This is a genomic window from Streptomyces sp. 1222.5, assembly GCF_900105245.1.
GTDB classification, from domain to species: domain Bacteria; phylum Actinomycetota; class Actinomycetes; order Streptomycetales; family Streptomycetaceae; genus Streptomyces; species Streptomyces albidocamelliae.
In genome coordinates, this window is the sequence record NZ_FNSZ01000001.1 from 6,169,590 (window position 1) to 6,184,128 (window position 14,539).

14 protein-coding genes are annotated in these 14,539 nt (G+C 74.8%); 7 read left to right on the forward strand and 7 right to left on the reverse strand.

Features of this window, described 5'->3' with window-relative positions; translation table 11 throughout:
- Window positions 1-42: 42 nt before the first annotated feature.
- Genes pelF through BLW57_RS27880 form a run of 3 tightly spaced genes read left to right on the forward strand, consistent with a single transcriptional unit; the run spans window position 43 to window position 3,655 of the window.
- Window positions 43-1,563 (forward strand): GT4 family glycosyltransferase PelF, encoded by a 1,521-nt coding sequence (gene pelF, locus BLW57_RS27870; RefSeq protein WP_093478250.1) that lies wholly within the window; start codon window positions 43-45, stop codon window positions 1,561-1,563.
- Window positions 1,560-3,008 (forward strand): hypothetical protein, encoded by a 1,449-nt coding sequence (locus tag BLW57_RS27875; RefSeq protein ID WP_093480925.1) that lies wholly within the window; start codon window positions 1,560-1,562, stop codon window positions 3,006-3,008. The genes pelF and BLW57_RS27875 overlap by 4 nt, the downstream gene beginning before the upstream one ends.
- On the forward strand, window positions 3,005-3,655 hold the full coding sequence (locus BLW57_RS27880; RefSeq protein ID WP_093478251.1) for a spherulation-specific family 4 protein: 651 nt from the start codon (window positions 3,005-3,007) through the stop codon (window positions 3,653-3,655). The genes BLW57_RS27875 and BLW57_RS27880 overlap by 4 nt, the downstream gene beginning before the upstream one ends.
- A 114-nt stretch (window positions 3,656-3,769) precedes the next feature.
- On the opposite strand, the gene BLW57_RS27885 is transcribed toward BLW57_RS27880, so the two are convergent.
- Window positions 3,770-4,555: an adenosylcobinamide-GDP ribazoletransferase gene (locus tag BLW57_RS27885; protein WP_093478253.1), complete on the reverse strand. Its 786-nt coding sequence runs from the start codon at window positions 4,553-4,555 to the stop codon at window positions 3,770-3,772.
- Window positions 4,556-4,615: 60 nt separating this feature from the next.
- Here BLW57_RS27885 and BLW57_RS27890 point away from each other — a divergent pair, with 60 nt between their 5' ends.
- Window positions 4,616-5,380 (forward strand): hypothetical protein, encoded by a 765-nt coding sequence (locus tag BLW57_RS27890; RefSeq protein WP_093478254.1) that lies wholly within the window; start codon window positions 4,616-4,618, stop codon window positions 5,378-5,380.
- On the opposite strand, the gene BLW57_RS41545 is transcribed toward BLW57_RS27890, so the two are convergent.
- The 3 genes from BLW57_RS41545 to cobT all read right to left on the reverse strand — a co-directional run bounded on the left by BLW57_RS41545 (window position 5,320) and on the right by cobT (window position 9,218).
- Window positions 5,320-6,060 carry a hypothetical protein gene (locus tag BLW57_RS41545; protein ID WP_176985753.1) on the reverse strand — a complete coding sequence of 247 codons (741 nt, stop codon included), beginning with the start codon at window positions 6,058-6,060 and terminating at the stop codon, window positions 5,320-5,322. The two genes, BLW57_RS27890 and BLW57_RS41545, sit on opposite strands and share 61 nt — an antisense overlap.
- A gap of 34 nt (window positions 6,061-6,094) precedes the next feature.
- Window positions 6,095-7,891: a phosphatidylglycerol lysyltransferase domain-containing protein gene (locus BLW57_RS27900; RefSeq protein WP_176985754.1), complete on the reverse strand. Its 1,797-nt coding sequence runs from the start codon at window positions 7,889-7,891 to the stop codon at window positions 6,095-6,097.
- 229 nt (window positions 7,892-8,120) lie between these two features.
- A complete protein-coding gene (cobT, locus tag BLW57_RS27905) occupies window positions 8,121-9,218 on the reverse strand; it encodes a nicotinate-nucleotide--dimethylbenzimidazole phosphoribosyltransferase (protein WP_093478257.1) in 1,098 nt (365 codons plus the stop codon).
- 132 nt (window positions 9,219-9,350) lie between these two features.
- Between cobT and BLW57_RS27910 the strand changes: the two genes are divergently transcribed.
- Window positions 9,351-10,385 carry a class I SAM-dependent methyltransferase gene (locus BLW57_RS27910; protein ID WP_093478259.1) on the forward strand — a complete coding sequence of 345 codons (1,035 nt, stop codon included), beginning with the start codon at window positions 9,351-9,353 and terminating at the stop codon, window positions 10,383-10,385.
- Here BLW57_RS27910 and BLW57_RS27915 read toward each other — a convergent pair.
- Window positions 10,361-11,563: a bifunctional adenosylcobinamide kinase/adenosylcobinamide-phosphate guanylyltransferase gene (locus BLW57_RS27915; RefSeq protein WP_093478260.1), complete on the reverse strand. Its 1,203-nt coding sequence runs from the start codon at window positions 11,561-11,563 to the stop codon at window positions 10,361-10,363. The two genes, BLW57_RS27910 and BLW57_RS27915, sit on opposite strands and share 25 nt — an antisense overlap.
- A 151-nt stretch (window positions 11,564-11,714) precedes the next feature.
- On the opposite strand from BLW57_RS27915, the gene BLW57_RS27920 reads away from it, so the two are divergent.
- On the forward strand, window positions 11,715-11,927 hold the full coding sequence (locus BLW57_RS27920; RefSeq protein ID WP_093478262.1) for a hypothetical protein: 213 nt from the start codon (window positions 11,715-11,717) through the stop codon (window positions 11,925-11,927).
- A gap of 139 nt (window positions 11,928-12,066) precedes the next feature.
- Here the strand turns inward: BLW57_RS27920 and BLW57_RS27925 are convergent, their stop codons facing one another.
- Both BLW57_RS27925 and BLW57_RS27930 read right to left on the reverse strand, forming a co-directional pair.
- Window positions 12,067-12,768 (reverse strand): class I SAM-dependent methyltransferase, encoded by a 702-nt coding sequence (locus tag BLW57_RS27925; RefSeq protein ID WP_093478263.1) that lies wholly within the window; start codon window positions 12,766-12,768, stop codon window positions 12,067-12,069.
- A gap of 83 nt (window positions 12,769-12,851) precedes the next feature.
- Window positions 12,852-13,481 (reverse strand): DUF3043 domain-containing protein, encoded by a 630-nt coding sequence (locus tag BLW57_RS27930; protein ID WP_176985755.1) that lies wholly within the window; start codon window positions 13,479-13,481, stop codon window positions 12,852-12,854.
- A gap of 258 nt (window positions 13,482-13,739) precedes the next feature.
- Between BLW57_RS27930 and BLW57_RS27935 the strand changes: the two genes are divergently transcribed.
- Window positions 13,740-14,531, forward strand: a complete 792-nt coding sequence (locus BLW57_RS27935) for a PspA/IM30 family protein (protein WP_093478266.1) — start codon at window positions 13,740-13,742, stop codon at window positions 14,529-14,531.
- The last annotated feature ends 8 nt before the right edge of the window (window positions 14,532-14,539 follow it).

The window sequence follows — 14,539 nt, forward strand, 5'->3', positions numbered from 1 at the left end:
TCCCCGCACGTCATCCGCGACACAGGGGGGAGTTGCGCAGCGATGCGCACCGGCCGTCACGTCACCATGCTCACCGAAGGCACCTACCCGCACGTCCACGGCGGGGTCAGCACCTGGTGCGACCAGCTCGTCAAGGGCATGCCCGAGGTCTCCTTCCATCTCGTCTCGCTCACCGGCAGCGGCCGCGAACCCGTCACCTGGGAGCTGCCGCCGAACGTCCGCCGGCACACCACCGTGCCCACCTGGGGCCCGCGCCCCGGCCGCGCCCGTGCCCCGCACGGCAGGGACCGGCGCCGCTTCACCGACGCCTACGAGCGTCTCCTGCTGTCCTTCCTCGACCCCGAGGCGCGCTGCGACTTCGGCGAGGCGCTGTACGAACTGGCCGCCGTCGCCCGCGAGGGACGGCTGTCCGCGGCCCTGCGCACCGAGTCCGCGCTGCGCTCGCTCCAGTGGATCTGGACGATGCCGCACCTGCCGACGGCCGCGGCCGGGCCCACCGTGCACGACGCCCTGACCGCCACCGACCTGCTGGAGCACGCCCTGCGCCCGCTGGGGGTGCGCATCCCCGTGGACTCGGTGGCCCATGCCGTCAGCAGCGGCCTGGCGACCCTGCCCGCGCTCGCCGCGCACCGCCTCGACGGGGTGCCGTTCCTGCTCACCGAACACGGCATCTACCTGCGCGAGCGCTACCTGGGACAGCGGGGCGGCGGTCACCGCTGGCCCGTGAAGGCGTTCCTGCTGGGCTTCTACCGCGAACTCAACTCGCTCGGCTACCGCGCGGCCGACCTGATCACGCCGTGCAACCAGTACAACCGCCGCTGGGAGGAGCGCGGCGGCGCCGACGCCGGCCGCATCCGCACGGTCTACAACGGCGTCGACCCGCACGCCTTCCCGCACGCCGGTCCCGAACCCGCCGTACCGACCCTCACCTGGTGCGGACGCGTCGACCCCATCAAGGACCTGGAGACCCTGCTGCGCGCCTACGCCGCCGTCCGCGCCGAACTCCCCGAGACCCGGCTCAGGCTCTTCGGGCCGGTCCCGCCCGGCGGCGAGGAGTACCGCACCCTCCTGGAGAAGCTCGCCGCGGAACTCGGTGTCGCCGACGGCCTCACGTTCGAGGGCCTTGTCACCGAGGTCTGGCGTGCCTACGCGGCCGGTCACGTGGTGATGCTGTCCTCCATATCCGAGGGCTTCCCGTTCTCCCTCATCGAGGCCATGTCCTGCGGCCGTACGACGGTCTCCACGGACGTCGGCGGGGTCCGCGAGGCCGTCGGCGACACCGGGCTGGTCGTGCCGCCCCGCGAACCGGAGAAGATGGCCGCCGCCGCGCTCTCCCTCCTCCGGGACGACGAACGGCGCCGGGAACTCGGCGAGTCGGCACGACAGCGGGTCATCGACCGGTTCACCCTGCGCCGCTCGGTCGACAATTTCCGCACCATCTACCAGGAACTCGCGGGCCTGCCCGAGCGGTACGAGCCCGCGGTCGAGACGGTGGCCGACTGGACCGCGGAGCTGCACGACCCGTGGTACGCGGCCGTCGCGGCGGACGGGAGCGACCGGTGACCGACGAGAACCGGGTGCTGTCCGGCATCCCCCGCCAGCGCAACCGGCCCGGCTGGGCCCGGCCCGACCCGATCGACGAACTCGCCCGCGAACTGGACGAGTTCGTGGCCGCCGCCGTGCACCCCGACGAGATAGCCGCGCTGCTGGAGTCCGACGGCCTCTCCGACGACCGGATACGCGAGCGCTACGGCGTCGAGGACTCCTTCGCGCTCGCCGAGCGGCTCTGGGACCGCACCCCGCGCCGCCATCCCGAACCGGACGGCCCGCCCGCGGACCCGTGGCGGATCGGCCCGCTCGGCTGTCTGCTGCGCGGAGTCCTCTTCGCCCTGCCGGGCTTCGCCTACGTGCTCGGCGCCCCGCTCCTGGCCGGCCCGCACGACACAGCCGGTCTCCCGGCCGGCACCCGCACCCTGCTGGCGGGCGCCCTGTGCGGCTGGGCCTGGAACCAGGGGCTCGCCCACCGCGCCTACTCCTGGCTGGGCCTGGGCGACCGCCCGGCGGCCCGGCGCTGCCTGCTGACCGGCACCCCGGCGGGGATTCTGCTCGGCACCCTGGTCGCGCTCGCCGTCGCGGGGCCCGGGCATCCGGCCCAGGTCGCGTTCGCCGCCGGGCAGTCCTGCTACCTGGGCGCGTCCGGGGCCCTGCTGGTGACGGGCCGCGAACGGATCCTCCTGGCCGGGCTCAGCCCGCTGGCGGTGGGCGGCCTCGTGTCCCTGGTCCACCCGCTGCCCGGACCCGCCGCCCTCGCCTCCCTGCTGATCTCGCTGACGGCCGTGGCCGTCCTCGGTCTGCTGGAGGTCGCTCCGGGGATCAGGGACGTCAAGGGGCGCGGGAAAGCGGCCGGAAACCCCGGGCGGGCGCCCGGCCCCGCCCTGCTCGCCTCCCTGCCCTACGCCGTGTTCGGGCTCGGCACCGGCGTCCTGGTGCTGTACGCGGCCCTCGGCGACATCCTGGCCGGAGGCGCCGGGCACGGCGCGCCGTCGGCCGTGGCGCTCACGCTCAGCATGGGCCCGGCCGAATGGCTGCTGTACCGCTTCCGCAGCGGGGCGCTGGCCGCCCTGCGCGGCAGCGGCACCCCGCGGGCCTTCCGCCGGGCGACCGTCCTCACCCTGGCCGGCTGCCTCACCGGATACCTCGCGGCCCTGCTCGCCCTCGCCCTGGCCACCACCGCGCTCTGGCCCGGCGCCCCGGCCCCGGCCGGTCCTCGCCTCGCCGGACTGCTCATGCTCGGCGTGGTGCTGTGGACGGGCCTGCTGCTGCAGTCCTTCGGGGCCGTCCTCGGTGCCACGGCCGTGTGCTGCGCCGCCGCGCTCGCCCAGACCCTCGCCCTGGCCGGACACGCGGGTCACCCGCACGTGGTCGCCCTCGCCGTGTACACGGCGGCGGCCGCGGCCCAGTCGGCGCTGGTCTGCCACCGGCTGGGAAGGGCGACCGCCCACCGATGAGCACTCTGCTGGTCCCCTACTACGAGCACCCCGCGGTCCGCCCCGCCGACTGGGCGGCCGTCCTCGCCGCCGCGCCCCGCCTGTACGGGGTGGTCCTCAACCCGGCGAGCGGGCCGGGCGACCGCCCGGACGCGGCCTTCGCCGAGACGGCCGCCGGGCTGCGGACGGCGGGTGTCACCGTGCTGGGCTACGTCGACACCGGCTACGCCCGCAGGCCCCATGAGGACGTCGTGCGCGACCTGGCCCGGCACCGTGCCTGGTACGGCACCGACGGCGCCTTCCTGGACCAGGTGAGCTGCGACATCGGCGAGTTCGGGCACTACGAACGGCTGGCCACGGCCGCCCGGGCCCTCGGCTGCCCGACCCTCGCGCTGAACCACGGCACCCGGCCGCACCCCGCGTACGCGGCGCTCGCCGAGCTCCTGGTCACCTTCGAGGGCCCCTGGTCGGCGTACCGGCGCACCCCCGCCCAGGCCCCGGCCCCCGCGCCGGGCGCGCTCGAATGCCATCTGGTGTACGGCGTGCCGGCCGGCGCCGACGTGGCCGCCGCGGCACGCGAACGGGGCGCCCGCGTGCACTGCGCGGTACCGGGCGACGGGGCCCACCCCTGGGGCACGCTGCCCCACGGGCTGGCCCCGGCCCACTGACACCCGACCGCCTGCCCGTGCGGCGGGACCCGGGTCCGTCGTGTGGATCATGCCCGCGTCGCGTCGGCCGACAAGGCACCGTGAGCCAGGCCGGCCTGATCCGAACGACAGGCCCTAGCGGCCGAGGGCCAGTACCACGAGCGCCGTCGTCGCCGCCGTCTCCTCCAGGGCGCCGAACACGTCCCCGGTGATCCCGCCGAAACGCTGCGTGCAGCGGCGCAGCAGGAGTTCGGCGACGGCCGCGGCGACGGCCACCGCCAGGGCGGCGCGCAGGGCGTCGTACCCGCCGAGGCAGGCCCCCGCCGCCCCGGCCGCCGCGATCACGGCCACCGCCACGGCCAGGGCGGCGCCTCTCGGCACGACCCCGGCCACCGCCGCCCCCAGCCCCTCGGGCCGCGCGGCCGGCACCCCGGTGCGCGCGGCCAGGGTCAGCGCGAGACGGGCGGCCGTCGCCGAGACGACGGCGGCCAGCGCGCCCCGCGCCCACGAGCCGCCGTAGAGCTGGGCCAGCACGCCGACCTGGGCCAGCAGCACCAGCACGAGGGTGATGACGCCGAACGGCCCGATGTCCGACTGCTTCATGATCCGCAGCGCGTCCTCGGCGGGCTTGCCGCTGCCCAGCCCGTCGGCGGTGTCGGCGAGCCCGTCGAGATGCAGTCCGCGGGTGAGCACGGCCGGAGCGGCGACCGAGGCGACGGCGGCGAGCAGCGGGCCCGCGCCCAGCAAGAGGAGCAGCAGCGCCGGCCCGGCCGAGAGGACGCCGACGACCAGACCGGCCGCCGGCGCGGTGAGCATCCCGCCCCGCGCGGCCGGCCGGTCCCACCGGTGCACCCGGACGGGCAGCACGGTGAGCGTGCCGAAGGCGAAGCGGAGGCCGTCGAGAGGGGAGGACTTGAGCACCGGCGCAGGTTACCCGGCGGTCGCGAGGCTCCCTTCCGCACCCGGGGATAAGGTGCGCATATGGGGCACTGGTGGGAGCGGAACATCCTGGAGCCGGGCAAGCTCCCCCTCCTGCTCGCCCTCACCGCCTTCGTCGTCACCTTCCTGGTCACCCGGGTCATCACCCGCATGATCCGGGCGGGCAGGGGCCCGTTCGGGAACGTCAAGGCGGGCGGCCTGCACATCCACCACGTCGTCCCCGGGGTCCTCCTCACCGTCGTCGGCGGCTTCGGCGCGGTCGCCAGCGACCGGCACGGCGCCGGCGGGGCCGTCGCCGCCGTCGTCTTCGGCATGGGCGCGGGCCTGGTCCTCGACGAGTTCGCACTGATCCTGCACCTGGACGACGTCTACTGGAGCACGGAGGGCCGCAAGAGCGTCGAGGTGGTCGTGCTCACCGCCGCCCTGGTCCTGCTGCTGCTGGCCGGCTTCTCGCCCTTCGGCGTCAACGACCTGACCCAGGACGAACTCCAGGACCGCGGCAGCGTCATCGCCACCATCGCCGGCAACTTCGTCTTCGCGCTCATCGCCCTCGGCAAGGGCAAGACCCGCATCGCGGTCTTCGGCGCGATCGTGCCGCTGGTCGCGATCGTCGGGGCGGTCCGGCTCGCCCGCCCCGGCTCCCCGTGGGCCCGCCGCTTCTACGGCCGCCGCCCCCGCGCCCGCGCCAAGACCGCCCTGCGCGCCTACCGCCACGACCGCCGCTGGGCCCGGCCGCGCCGCGCCCTTCAGGACTGGATCGGCGGCAAGCCCGACCCCCGCCCGCTCCGGCTGCCCGACCGCCGCTGAGGGTCCCGCGGCCGCCGCGGGGCGCACAGCCCGTACCGGTGCCGCACGGCCACCGCCAGGCACAGCGTCCCCACGGCCATCAGCGCGGCGAGATGCTCCTTGCCGGCCAGGTTCTCCTTGACCAGGACCTCGACGACCATCGCCAGGGTCACCGCCGCCGACGTGAGGTACGCGCCGTACCGCCAGCTGACGAACACGGCGAGCCCCACCACGGCCGCCGACGGACCGGTGTCCACCACCTGCGCGTCGGACCACGGCAGCCCGAACGGCGCGTGCGGGCCGAGTGCGATGCCCACGCGCGCGTACAGCGTCCCGGCGAGCGTGGCGAGGTAGGCGATGGCCAGCGTCCGCCACCAGCCCAGGCACACCTCGGCGATCCCGAACACGAACAGGATCTGCGCCAGCGCCCCCCACACCGGCAGGTCGAGGGCGGGCACGAAGAGCGACAGGGGAGTGCGCAGCAGGGCCGACCACAGCGGGTCCTCGGCCCGTACGGCGCCCAGGTTCTGCACGAGCCGGTAGCCCCACGGCTGGTTCTGCACGTACTGCAGGACGGCCGTCAGGCACACCGCCCCGAGCGTCATCGGCAGCGCCCGCAGGTTCCTGGTGCGCAGGGGCTCGCGCACGGTGACGTACAGCAGCCCCCATTCGGCGCGGGCCCAGTCGGCGAGCGTTCCCATCGAGCGTTCCCTCGTCCGTGCGGCTGTTCGGTGGCTATCGGTGCGTGTCCAGGTGCCTGCGGTGCAGCCACTTCGGCAGCCCCGGCGCCTCCAGGAAGCCCTCCGCGCGGGCCGCGCCGAGGCCGATGCGCGGCAGGTCCGCGCTCTTCTCGAAGAGCAGGAACCGCGGCTCCCAGATGGGCCGGTACTTGGCGTTCGCGCGGTACAGCGACTCGATCTGCCACCAGCGGGAGAAGAAGCTGAGCAGCGACCGCCACAGCCTCAGCACCGGCCCGGCGCCGAGGCGTGCGCCACGTTCGAAGACCGACCGGAACACCGCGAAGTTCAGCGACACTTGAGTGATCCCCGTCTCGCCGGAGCGCTGCAGCAGCTCGATGACCATGAACTCCATCAGCCCGTTGTCGGAGTCCCGGTCGCGCCGCATGAGGTCCAGGGACAGCCCCTTCGGGCCCCACGGCACGAAGGAGAGCAGGGCCCGCAGCCGGCCCTCGGCGTCCGTGCACTCCAGCATCACGCAGCGGCCGTCCTCGGGGTCGCCGAGCCGGCCGAGGGCCATGCTGAACCCGCGCTCGGTCGCCCCGTCGCGCCAGTCGTCCGCGCGTTCAAGCAGGTACGCCATCTCGTCCGCCGGGATGTCCTCGTGCCGCCGGATGCGCACCCGGTACCCGGCCCGCCGCACCCGGTTGCAGGCTTGCCGGACGGTCCGCATGGCCCGTCCCTCCAGCGTGAACTCGGCGATCTCCACCAGCGCCTCGTCACCGAGCTCCAGCGCGTCCAGGCCGTACCGGGCGTAGACGGTCCCGGCCTCCTCGCTCGCCCCCATCACGGCCGGGATCCACCCGTGCGCCCGCGCCTGGGCGAGCCACGGCAGGATCGCCCCGGGCCAGGCCTCCGGGTCCCCGAGCGGATCCCCGGACGCGAGACTCACCCCGCCGACGACCCGGTAGGCGACGGCCGCCTTCCCGGTCGGCGACCACACCACGCTCTTCTCCCGGCGCAGCGCGAAGTAGCCGAGCGAGTCCCGCTCCCCGTGCCGTTCGAGCAGGGCCCGCAGCCGCTTCTCGTCGTCCTCGGTGAGCGGGTCGACGGCCCGCCGGGACCGGAACGCGGCGTAGAACACGGCGAGGACCAGGGCCGTGCTGAGCACGTTGACCGCCACGTTCGCCCAGTTGGGCGGGTCGATGCCGGGGAAGCTGGACTCCTCGGCGGCCACCGACACCAGCCGCAGGGTGCCGTAGTGCCAGCGCTCCAGGAACGTCGAACGGGCCGCGTCCGGCGCCCGGTTGGTGACCGTCACCAGCAGTCCGGCGAGCAGGGAGGCGGCCAGTCCGCCGCCCACGGCGACCGTGGCCGCGAGCCGCGGGTTGGACCGGTCCCCCTTGGCGTAGAACTCGCCGCGGCCGGCGAGCAGCGCGCCGACGAACGCGGCCGTCAGCGCCAGGGAGATCCAGTTCTGCGGGTACCGCCGGATCTCCGGGAACGCCATGGCGAACGCGAACAGGGCGAGGAAGGCGCCGCTGAGCACGAGGTTCAGGATCCACGCGGCCCGTTTGCGGCGCCGCATGGTGATCGCCAGGAACGCGGTGAACACGCCCGAGGCGAAGCCGGCGGTCAGCAGGTACGGGGTGAAGAAGTCGTCCTGGTTGTGCCGGCGCACGTCCTGGCCGAGGGAGACCCACACGGCGCTGAGGAAGTTGACGAAGGCGACGGTCCGCAGATACCAGACGGCGACGGCGGCGGCGCGCCGGGAAGTCCCGGTGGACCGCCGCCCCTCCTCGCTCGGACGCCCCGGTTCGGCTTCCGGCTGCACGGCAATTCGGGCATCTCCCATAGGGGAGGATCATATGGGCGACGCCCTGACGAACCCGGCCATTCCGCCGGATGTGGTGGCACGCCGGACCCGGCCCGGGCCCGCTGCCGGAGTGCCGGAAGGGGGCTGCCGCTCCGGCGTCGGGCCGGTGCCAGGGGGCCTTCGACGAGGCCCGGTCGGGCAGCTTCCTCCTCCCGCCGCGTCGGCCGGCGCCCGACGCCGCGGGTCGCGGCGGTGCCGGGCCGGCGCGCTACTCGGCCGTCGGCGTGTCCGGCTCCTTCGGCTCCTCGGGGGTGACCGGCTCCGGCCGCTCGGGGAGTTCCGCCGCCAGGGCCGCGGCGGCCCGGACCAGCGGCAGCGCCAGCAGCGCGCCCGCGCCCTCGCCGACCTTCACGCCCTGCTCCAGCAGCGGCTCCAGGGCCATCCGGTCCAGCGCCTTCGCCTGTCCCGGCTCCCCGCTGGCATGGCCGGCCAGCCACCAGTCCGGCGCCCGGAAGGCCACCCGCTGTCCGACCAGCGCGCACGCGGCGGCCACGACCCCGTCCAGGATCACCGGCAGCTTGCGCACCGCGCACTGCAGCAGGAACCCGGTCATCGCCGCGAGGTCGGCCCCGCCCACGGTCGCCAGCAGCTGCAACTGGTCCCCGAGCACCGGCCGGGCCCGCCGCAGCGCGTCACGGATCGCCGCGCACTTGCGCATCCACGCCAGGTCGTCGATGGCGAGCCCGCCGCGCCCGGTCACCACGGACGCGTCCGTCCCGCACAGCGCGGCGACGATCACCGCGGCCGGCGTGGTCCCGCCCACGCTGATGTCGCCGAGCACCACCAGGTCAGTGCCCGAGTCGGCCTCCTCGTCGGCGAGCGCCACGCCCGCGCGCAGCGCCGCCTCGGCCTCGTCCAGGGTGAGCGCGTCCTCGATGTCGATCCGGCCGCTGCCCCGCCGTACCCGGTGCCGTACGACGTCCTCCGGAAAGCCCGCCGGATCGCAGTCCAGGGCCATGTCCACGACCCGTACCGGCACCTCCAGCCGCCGCGCGAGCACCGCGACCGGGCTCGCGCCCTCCAGCACCGCCCGCACCAGCTGCTCCGCACCGCCCGCCGGCCGCGCCGAGACGCCCAGCTCGGCGATGCCGTGGTCACCGGCGAAGAGGACCACGCGCGGCCGCTCGACCTGCCGTACCGGTACGGCGCCCTGCGCGGCGGCCAGCCACTCACCCAGCTCGTCGAGCCGCCCCAGGGCCCCGGGCGGCACGATCTGGCGCTCCCGCCGGGCCTCGGCGTCACGGCGCACGCCCCCGTCCGGGCGCTCGATCAGATCGGTGAAGTCGTCCAGATCAATCCTGCTCATTCGCCGAACAGTACCGCCCGGGAACGAACGCCCCGGCGCCACGTGGCCACCACGCCGCGACGACGTCGTTGCACCCACCACCGGCATCCCATACGTTCCGTTTTGAAGCGGAATGTCGCACAGGGAGCCGCCATGCCGAGCACGCCCCCCACGCCGTACGTCACCAACGTCACCCCGGACACCACCGACACGTTCCTGGAGCCGCGCCGCGGGAACTGCCCCTGGTGCGGCTCCGTACGGCTGCGCACTCGGCTGCGCGCGTCCGACCCGCTGCGCCACCGGCCGGGGATCTACTGCCTCGACGCCTGCGACGACTGCGGCCACGTCTTCCAGAACCCCCGCCTCACGGCCGAGGGCTTCGCCTTCTTCCACCGGGACTTCTACGAGAGGCAGCTGGAGGAGCTCACCGCCCGGATCGTGCCGGCCCGCACGCTCCGCCGCCGGCACCGCACCGCCGCGTACCGCCTGTCGGCCCTGCCCGAACCGGAGAGCTGGCTGGACGTGGGCACGGGCCACGCCCACTTCCCCGCGGCGGCCAAGGAGTTCTTCCCCTACACCAGCTTCGACGGCCTCGACCCCACGGACCGCGTGGAGCAGGCCCGGCGGGAGGGCCGGATCGAGGAGGCCCACCGGGGCCACCTCACGACCCCCGGCATGACGGCCCGGCTGCGCGCCCGCTACGACGTGGTCAGCATGTTCCACCAGCTCCAGCACGCCCCCGACCCGCGCGCCGAACTCCGCGCCGCCCTCGCCGCGCTGCGCCCCGGCGGCCACCTGATCGTCGAGCTCCCGGACCCGAGGTGCGGCCTCGCCACCCTGCTCGGCAGGTGGTGGCTGCCCCACGGCCAGCCCCGCCACCTGCACCTGCCGCCGCGGGCCAACCTCCGCGCCGAACTGGAGAGCCTCGGCTGCACGGTCCTCGTCACGGACCGCCGGGATCCGCACCTGCCCTACGACCTGTCGGCGGCCGTCGCCCTGGCCGTGGCCCATGTCCACCCGCTGCTGCGGGAGGCGGCCACCCCGGTGCAGGCGCTGGCCGCGGCCGTGGACCGGAGCCTGGCCCCGCTGCTGCGCCGCACCCCGCTCTCCAACGCGTACCGCGTCGTCGCCCGCAAGGACCGCCGCCTCGCCACGCCGCCCGCTCAGCCCCGCAGTACCAGCGCCTGACCCGCGACCACCAGCAGCACGTGCTCGCACTCCGCCCCGAACGCCGCGTTCAGCCGCCCCAGTTCGTCCCGGTACCGCCGGCCGGACGCGGTCGCCGGCACGATGCCGGAGCCGACCTCGTTGGACACCGCGACCACCGTCCGCCGAGTACGGCGCACGGCCGACGTCACCTCCCGCACCCGTTCCCGCAGCGCCTTCTCACCGCCGCCCGCCCACTCCGCGTCGTCCCAGGCCCCCACCGCGTCCATGGCGTCCGTCAGCCACAGCGACAGACAGTCGATCAGCAGCGGCGGGCCGTCCTCGGCCAGCAGCGGCACCAGATCCGTGGTCTCGGCCGTCCGCCACGACCCGGGCCGCCGGTCCCGGTGCACCGCCACCCGCTCCGCCCACTCGGTGTCCCCGCCCCGCGTCCCGCCGGTCGCCACGTACAGCACCTCCGGGAAGGACTCCAGCCGCCGCTCCGCCTCCACCGACTTCCCCGAGCGCGCCCCGCCCAGCACCAGCGTCCGGCGCGGCACGTCCGGCACGTCCTCGTACCCACCGGCCACCACCGTCGTACCGTCCGGCACCGCCCGCGCGCCGGCCGCAGCGAGCCGCCGCCGCAACTCCGCGCCGGACGGCACGTCGTGGTCGAGGTGGACGGCGAGCACATCGGTCGTCGGACCGACGGCACCCACCGCCCGCAGCCGGGCCAGCGCGTCCGGGCGGCCCACCACGTCCGCGAGGACCAGGTGGTACGACTCCGCCGTCGCCTCCTCCAGGCCCGCCGGGGCCCCGCCCGGCGGCAGGTACAGCAGCCGCTGCCCGTCCGGCCCGGTCACCGCGTACCCCGTGCCGCCCGCGTCCATCGCCACGGCCCGTACCCGATGACCCGTCAGCAGCGTCAACTCCCGTCCGTCCGGCACCCGCACGGGCTGGGGCAGTCCGGCCGGCACCTCCACCGGGGGACCGTCGTGCGGGTGCGACAGCAGCACCTGCCGCACCCCGCCCAGCGAATGCCCCGCCCGTGCCGCCGCGAACGCCGCGCCCGGCGTCAGGTCCAGCAGCAGCGTCCCGTCCACGAGCAGTGCGGTCGCCGCCCGGGCGTCCGGCCCCAGTGCGGTCGCGCACACGGCGCAGGGGCAGTCGGGGCGAGGCAGACCCGCCGGGGCACCGGTACCGAGCAGAGTGATTTCCACGCGACCGATTTTCGCCCGTCCACGCGGCTCCCGCGCACCGGCGGCCCCTCGGGGGCGTCACCGCGGGCCCGCGGAGCATCCGGGGCCTCTAACGGCCGACCCCGCGGAGCGCATACGCTGCGAGCAGGAGTTGGATCACGAGGAGGCCCATATGACGGCATGGACGTGGCGGTTCGAGAAGGCCGACGGGACGGAGGTCCAGCCCGCGGTGCAACCCGAGGAGTTCACCACGCAGGGGGATGCCGAGTCCTGGATCGGCGAGCACTGGAAGGCGCTGCTCGAGGGCGGGGCCGAGCAGGTGCGGCTGTTCGAGGAGCAGTCCGAGATCTACGGGCCGATGAGCCTGAACGCCGAAGGGGCGTAGACCGCTCCGGGACGTGCGGACGGGCGGCCGGCCCCCGGGCGGCGGCCCTCCGCGCGGCCCGCGCGCCGCGGGCCCGGCCGTCCTGCGCGGTCGGCACGCCGGCACCGGCGCCGCCCCCGCCGACGGCCCGTAGCCCGCTTCAGCCCCGTACGCCGCACAGATGCAGCAGTGCCGCCACGCCCCGGTAGGGGTCCGTGCGCCCGGCCCGCTCCTCGACCGCGAGCAGCGTCCCGAGGTCCTCGGGAACGTCCGCGTCGTCCGCTGCCGTGTCCGTGAAGACCCGGACGCCGTACCAGGCGTGCAGCGGGGCGGCGATACCGGCGAGCGTGGCGGTGAGGGAGGCCAGCCGGTCGGCCCGTACGTCGAGGCCGAGACGGTTGCGGTAGGCGGTGGTGTCGAAGGCGGCCAGCGCGCCGGCCCAGTCGCCGGACAGGCCCGGCCGCACGGCGAGCGCGTCGCCGTTGCGCACGAGGAGCGACAGCAGTCCGCCGGGCGCCAGCATCCGGGCCAGACCGGCCACCAGCGGGTCGGGCTCCTCGACGTACATCAGGACCCCGTGGCACAGCACCACGTCGAAGCTGCCCGGCAGGAAGTGCACGCCGGTGTCCCGCCCGTCGCCCTCCACCAGCCGGACCCGGGCGCGGATGCCCTCCGGTTCCCCGGCGAGGGCCGCGCGCGCGGTGGCGATCATCGTCGAGTCCTGCTCGACGCCGGTGACCTGGTGGCCGAGCCGGGCCAGCCGCAGCGCCTGCGTACCCTGGCCCATCCCCACGTCGAGCACCCGCAGCCGCTGCCCGACGGGGAACCGCCCGGCTATCTGCTCGTCGAGCTGCCGGGCCACCAGCTCCTGTCGTACGACATCACGCAGGCCGCCCAGCTTGTTCAGCCAGGCATCGGCCGCACCCCCGGTGAAAGCGTCTGCGCTCAGGGCCGCTCTCCGCGCTTGACCTGCGGCTTCGGCAGGCGGAGCCGGCGCATCTGCAGGGAACGCATCAGGGCGTAGGCGACCGCGCCGCGCGTGTTCTGGTCCGGGAAACGCTCCTTGAGCCGCTTCCGCAGCCGGAAGCCGCTCACCGCCGCGTCGAGCACGATCAGCACGATCACGACCAGCCACAGCAGCAGCGCGATGTTCTGGATCGACGGCACCCGCACCACGCTCAGCACGAGGATCACCACGGCGAGCGGCAGGAAGAACTCCGCCACGTTGAACCGCGAGTCCACCCAGGCACGGGCGAACTTGCGGACCGGACCCTTGTCGCGGGCCGGCAGATAGCGCTCGTCGCCGCTGGCCAGCGCCTGGCGCTGGCGCGCCATCGCCTCGCGCCGGTCCTCACGCTGACGCCTGACGGCGTCCTTGCGGTTGGTCGGCGTCTGGGCGACGCTGCGGCGCGTGGACTGGGCCTCACTGCGCTTGGGCGTGGGCCTGCCCTTCGGGGCCTGCGGGTCACGGGTCTGCTTGGAGAGGGTCACCTGCGCCTTGTCGGCGGTCGGGGCCTTCTCTTCCTTGGCACGGCTACGGAACACAAAACCCAAGGGTACGGGCTTCACCGGCATGGACCACAGTCCGGCGGGGAACGATCCCGCAACGCCGGGCGTCTGTAGGGGACAGACAAGACGTTTCCGGGGAGGTTCCGCCGGGGTCCGGGTGGGGGATCACCTACTCCCTGCGCCGGAGCGGTACCGTCCACGGTCGTCCTTGGGGATGAGCGCATCACCGCCCGAACAGTGCGGTAATGGAGGCAGGGCCCGTACTGTGGGTCCTGTCGCAGGATCTGTGAGCTGGAGTCCGTCAGAAGGGGGCGCGCGAAGCCCATGAGCGGTGTCATGAAGCGTATGGGGATGATCTTCCGCGCGAAGGCGAACAAGGCCCTTGACCGGGCCGAGGACCCGCGCGAGACCCTCGATTACTCGTACCAGAAGCAGCTGGAGCTGCTCCAGAAGGTGCGCCGCGGCGTCGCCGACGTGGCGACGTCCCGCAAGCGCCTGGAACTCCAGCTCAACCAGTTGCAGCAGCAGTCCTCCAAGCTGGAGGACCAGGGCCGCAAGGCGCTCGCGCTCGGCCGCGAGGACCTCGCCCGTGAGGCGCTGTCCCGCCGTGCCGCCCTCCAGCAGCAGGTGACGGACCTGGAGACGCAGCACACCACCCTCCAGGGCGAGGAGGAGAAGCTCACCCTGGCGGCCCAGCGCCTGCAGGCCAAGGTCGACGCCTTCCGGACGAAGAAGGAGACCATCAAGGCCACCTACACCGCCGCGCAGGCCCAGACCCGCATCGGCGAGGCCTTCTCCGGCATCTCCGAGGAGATGGGCGACGTCGGCCTGGCCATCCAGCGTGCCGAGGACAAGACCGCCCAGCTCCAGGCCCGGGCCGGCGCCATCGACGAGTTGCTCGCCTCCGGCGCCCTCGAAGACCCCTCCGGCATGGCCAAGGACGACATCCAGGCCGAGCTGGACCGGCTCTCCGGTGGTACGGATGTAGAGCTGGAACTGCAGCGCATGAAGGCCGAGCTGGCCGGGGGCTCCCCGCAGCAGGCCCTCGAGGGCGGCACCGGTCAGGGGCAGTCCCAGCAGCAGCCGCAGGACACCCCGCGCTTCGACAAGCAGTAGCCCGGCGC

Bases quoted from the DNA above. Each gene is read 5' to 3' on its own strand.
- pelF (WP_093478250.1), top strand. From the start codon at position 43: ATGCGCACCGGCCGTCACGTCACCATGCTCACCGAAGGCACCTACCCG.
- BLW57_RS27880 (WP_093478251.1), top strand. From the start codon at position 3,005: ATGAGCACTCTGCTGGTCCCCTACTACGAGCACCCCGCGGTCCGCCCC.
- BLW57_RS27890 (WP_093478254.1), top strand. From the start codon at position 4,616: ATGGGGCACTGGTGGGAGCGGAACATCCTGGAGCCGGGCAAGCTCCCC.
- BLW57_RS41545 (WP_176985753.1), bottom strand. From the start codon at position 6,060: ATGGGAACGCTCGCCGACTGGGCCCGCGCCGAATGGGGGCTGCTGTAC.
- BLW57_RS27900 (WP_176985754.1), bottom strand. From the start codon at position 7,891: ATGGGAGATGCCCGAATTGCCGTGCAGCCGGAAGCCGAACCGGGGCGT.
- cobT (WP_093478257.1), bottom strand. From the start codon at position 9,218: ATGAGCAGGATTGATCTGGACGACTTCACCGATCTGATCGAGCGCCCG.
- BLW57_RS27910 (WP_093478259.1), top strand. From the start codon at position 9,351: ATGCCGAGCACGCCCCCCACGCCGTACGTCACCAACGTCACCCCGGAC.
- BLW57_RS27920 (WP_093478262.1), top strand. From the start codon at position 11,715: ATGACGGCATGGACGTGGCGGTTCGAGAAGGCCGACGGGACGGAGGTC.
- BLW57_RS27930 (WP_176985755.1), bottom strand. From the start codon at position 13,481: ATGCCGGTGAAGCCCGTACCCTTGGGTTTTGTGTTCCGTAGCCGTGCC.
- BLW57_RS27935 (WP_093478266.1), top strand. From the start codon at position 13,740: ATGAGCGGTGTCATGAAGCGTATGGGGATGATCTTCCGCGCGAAGGCG.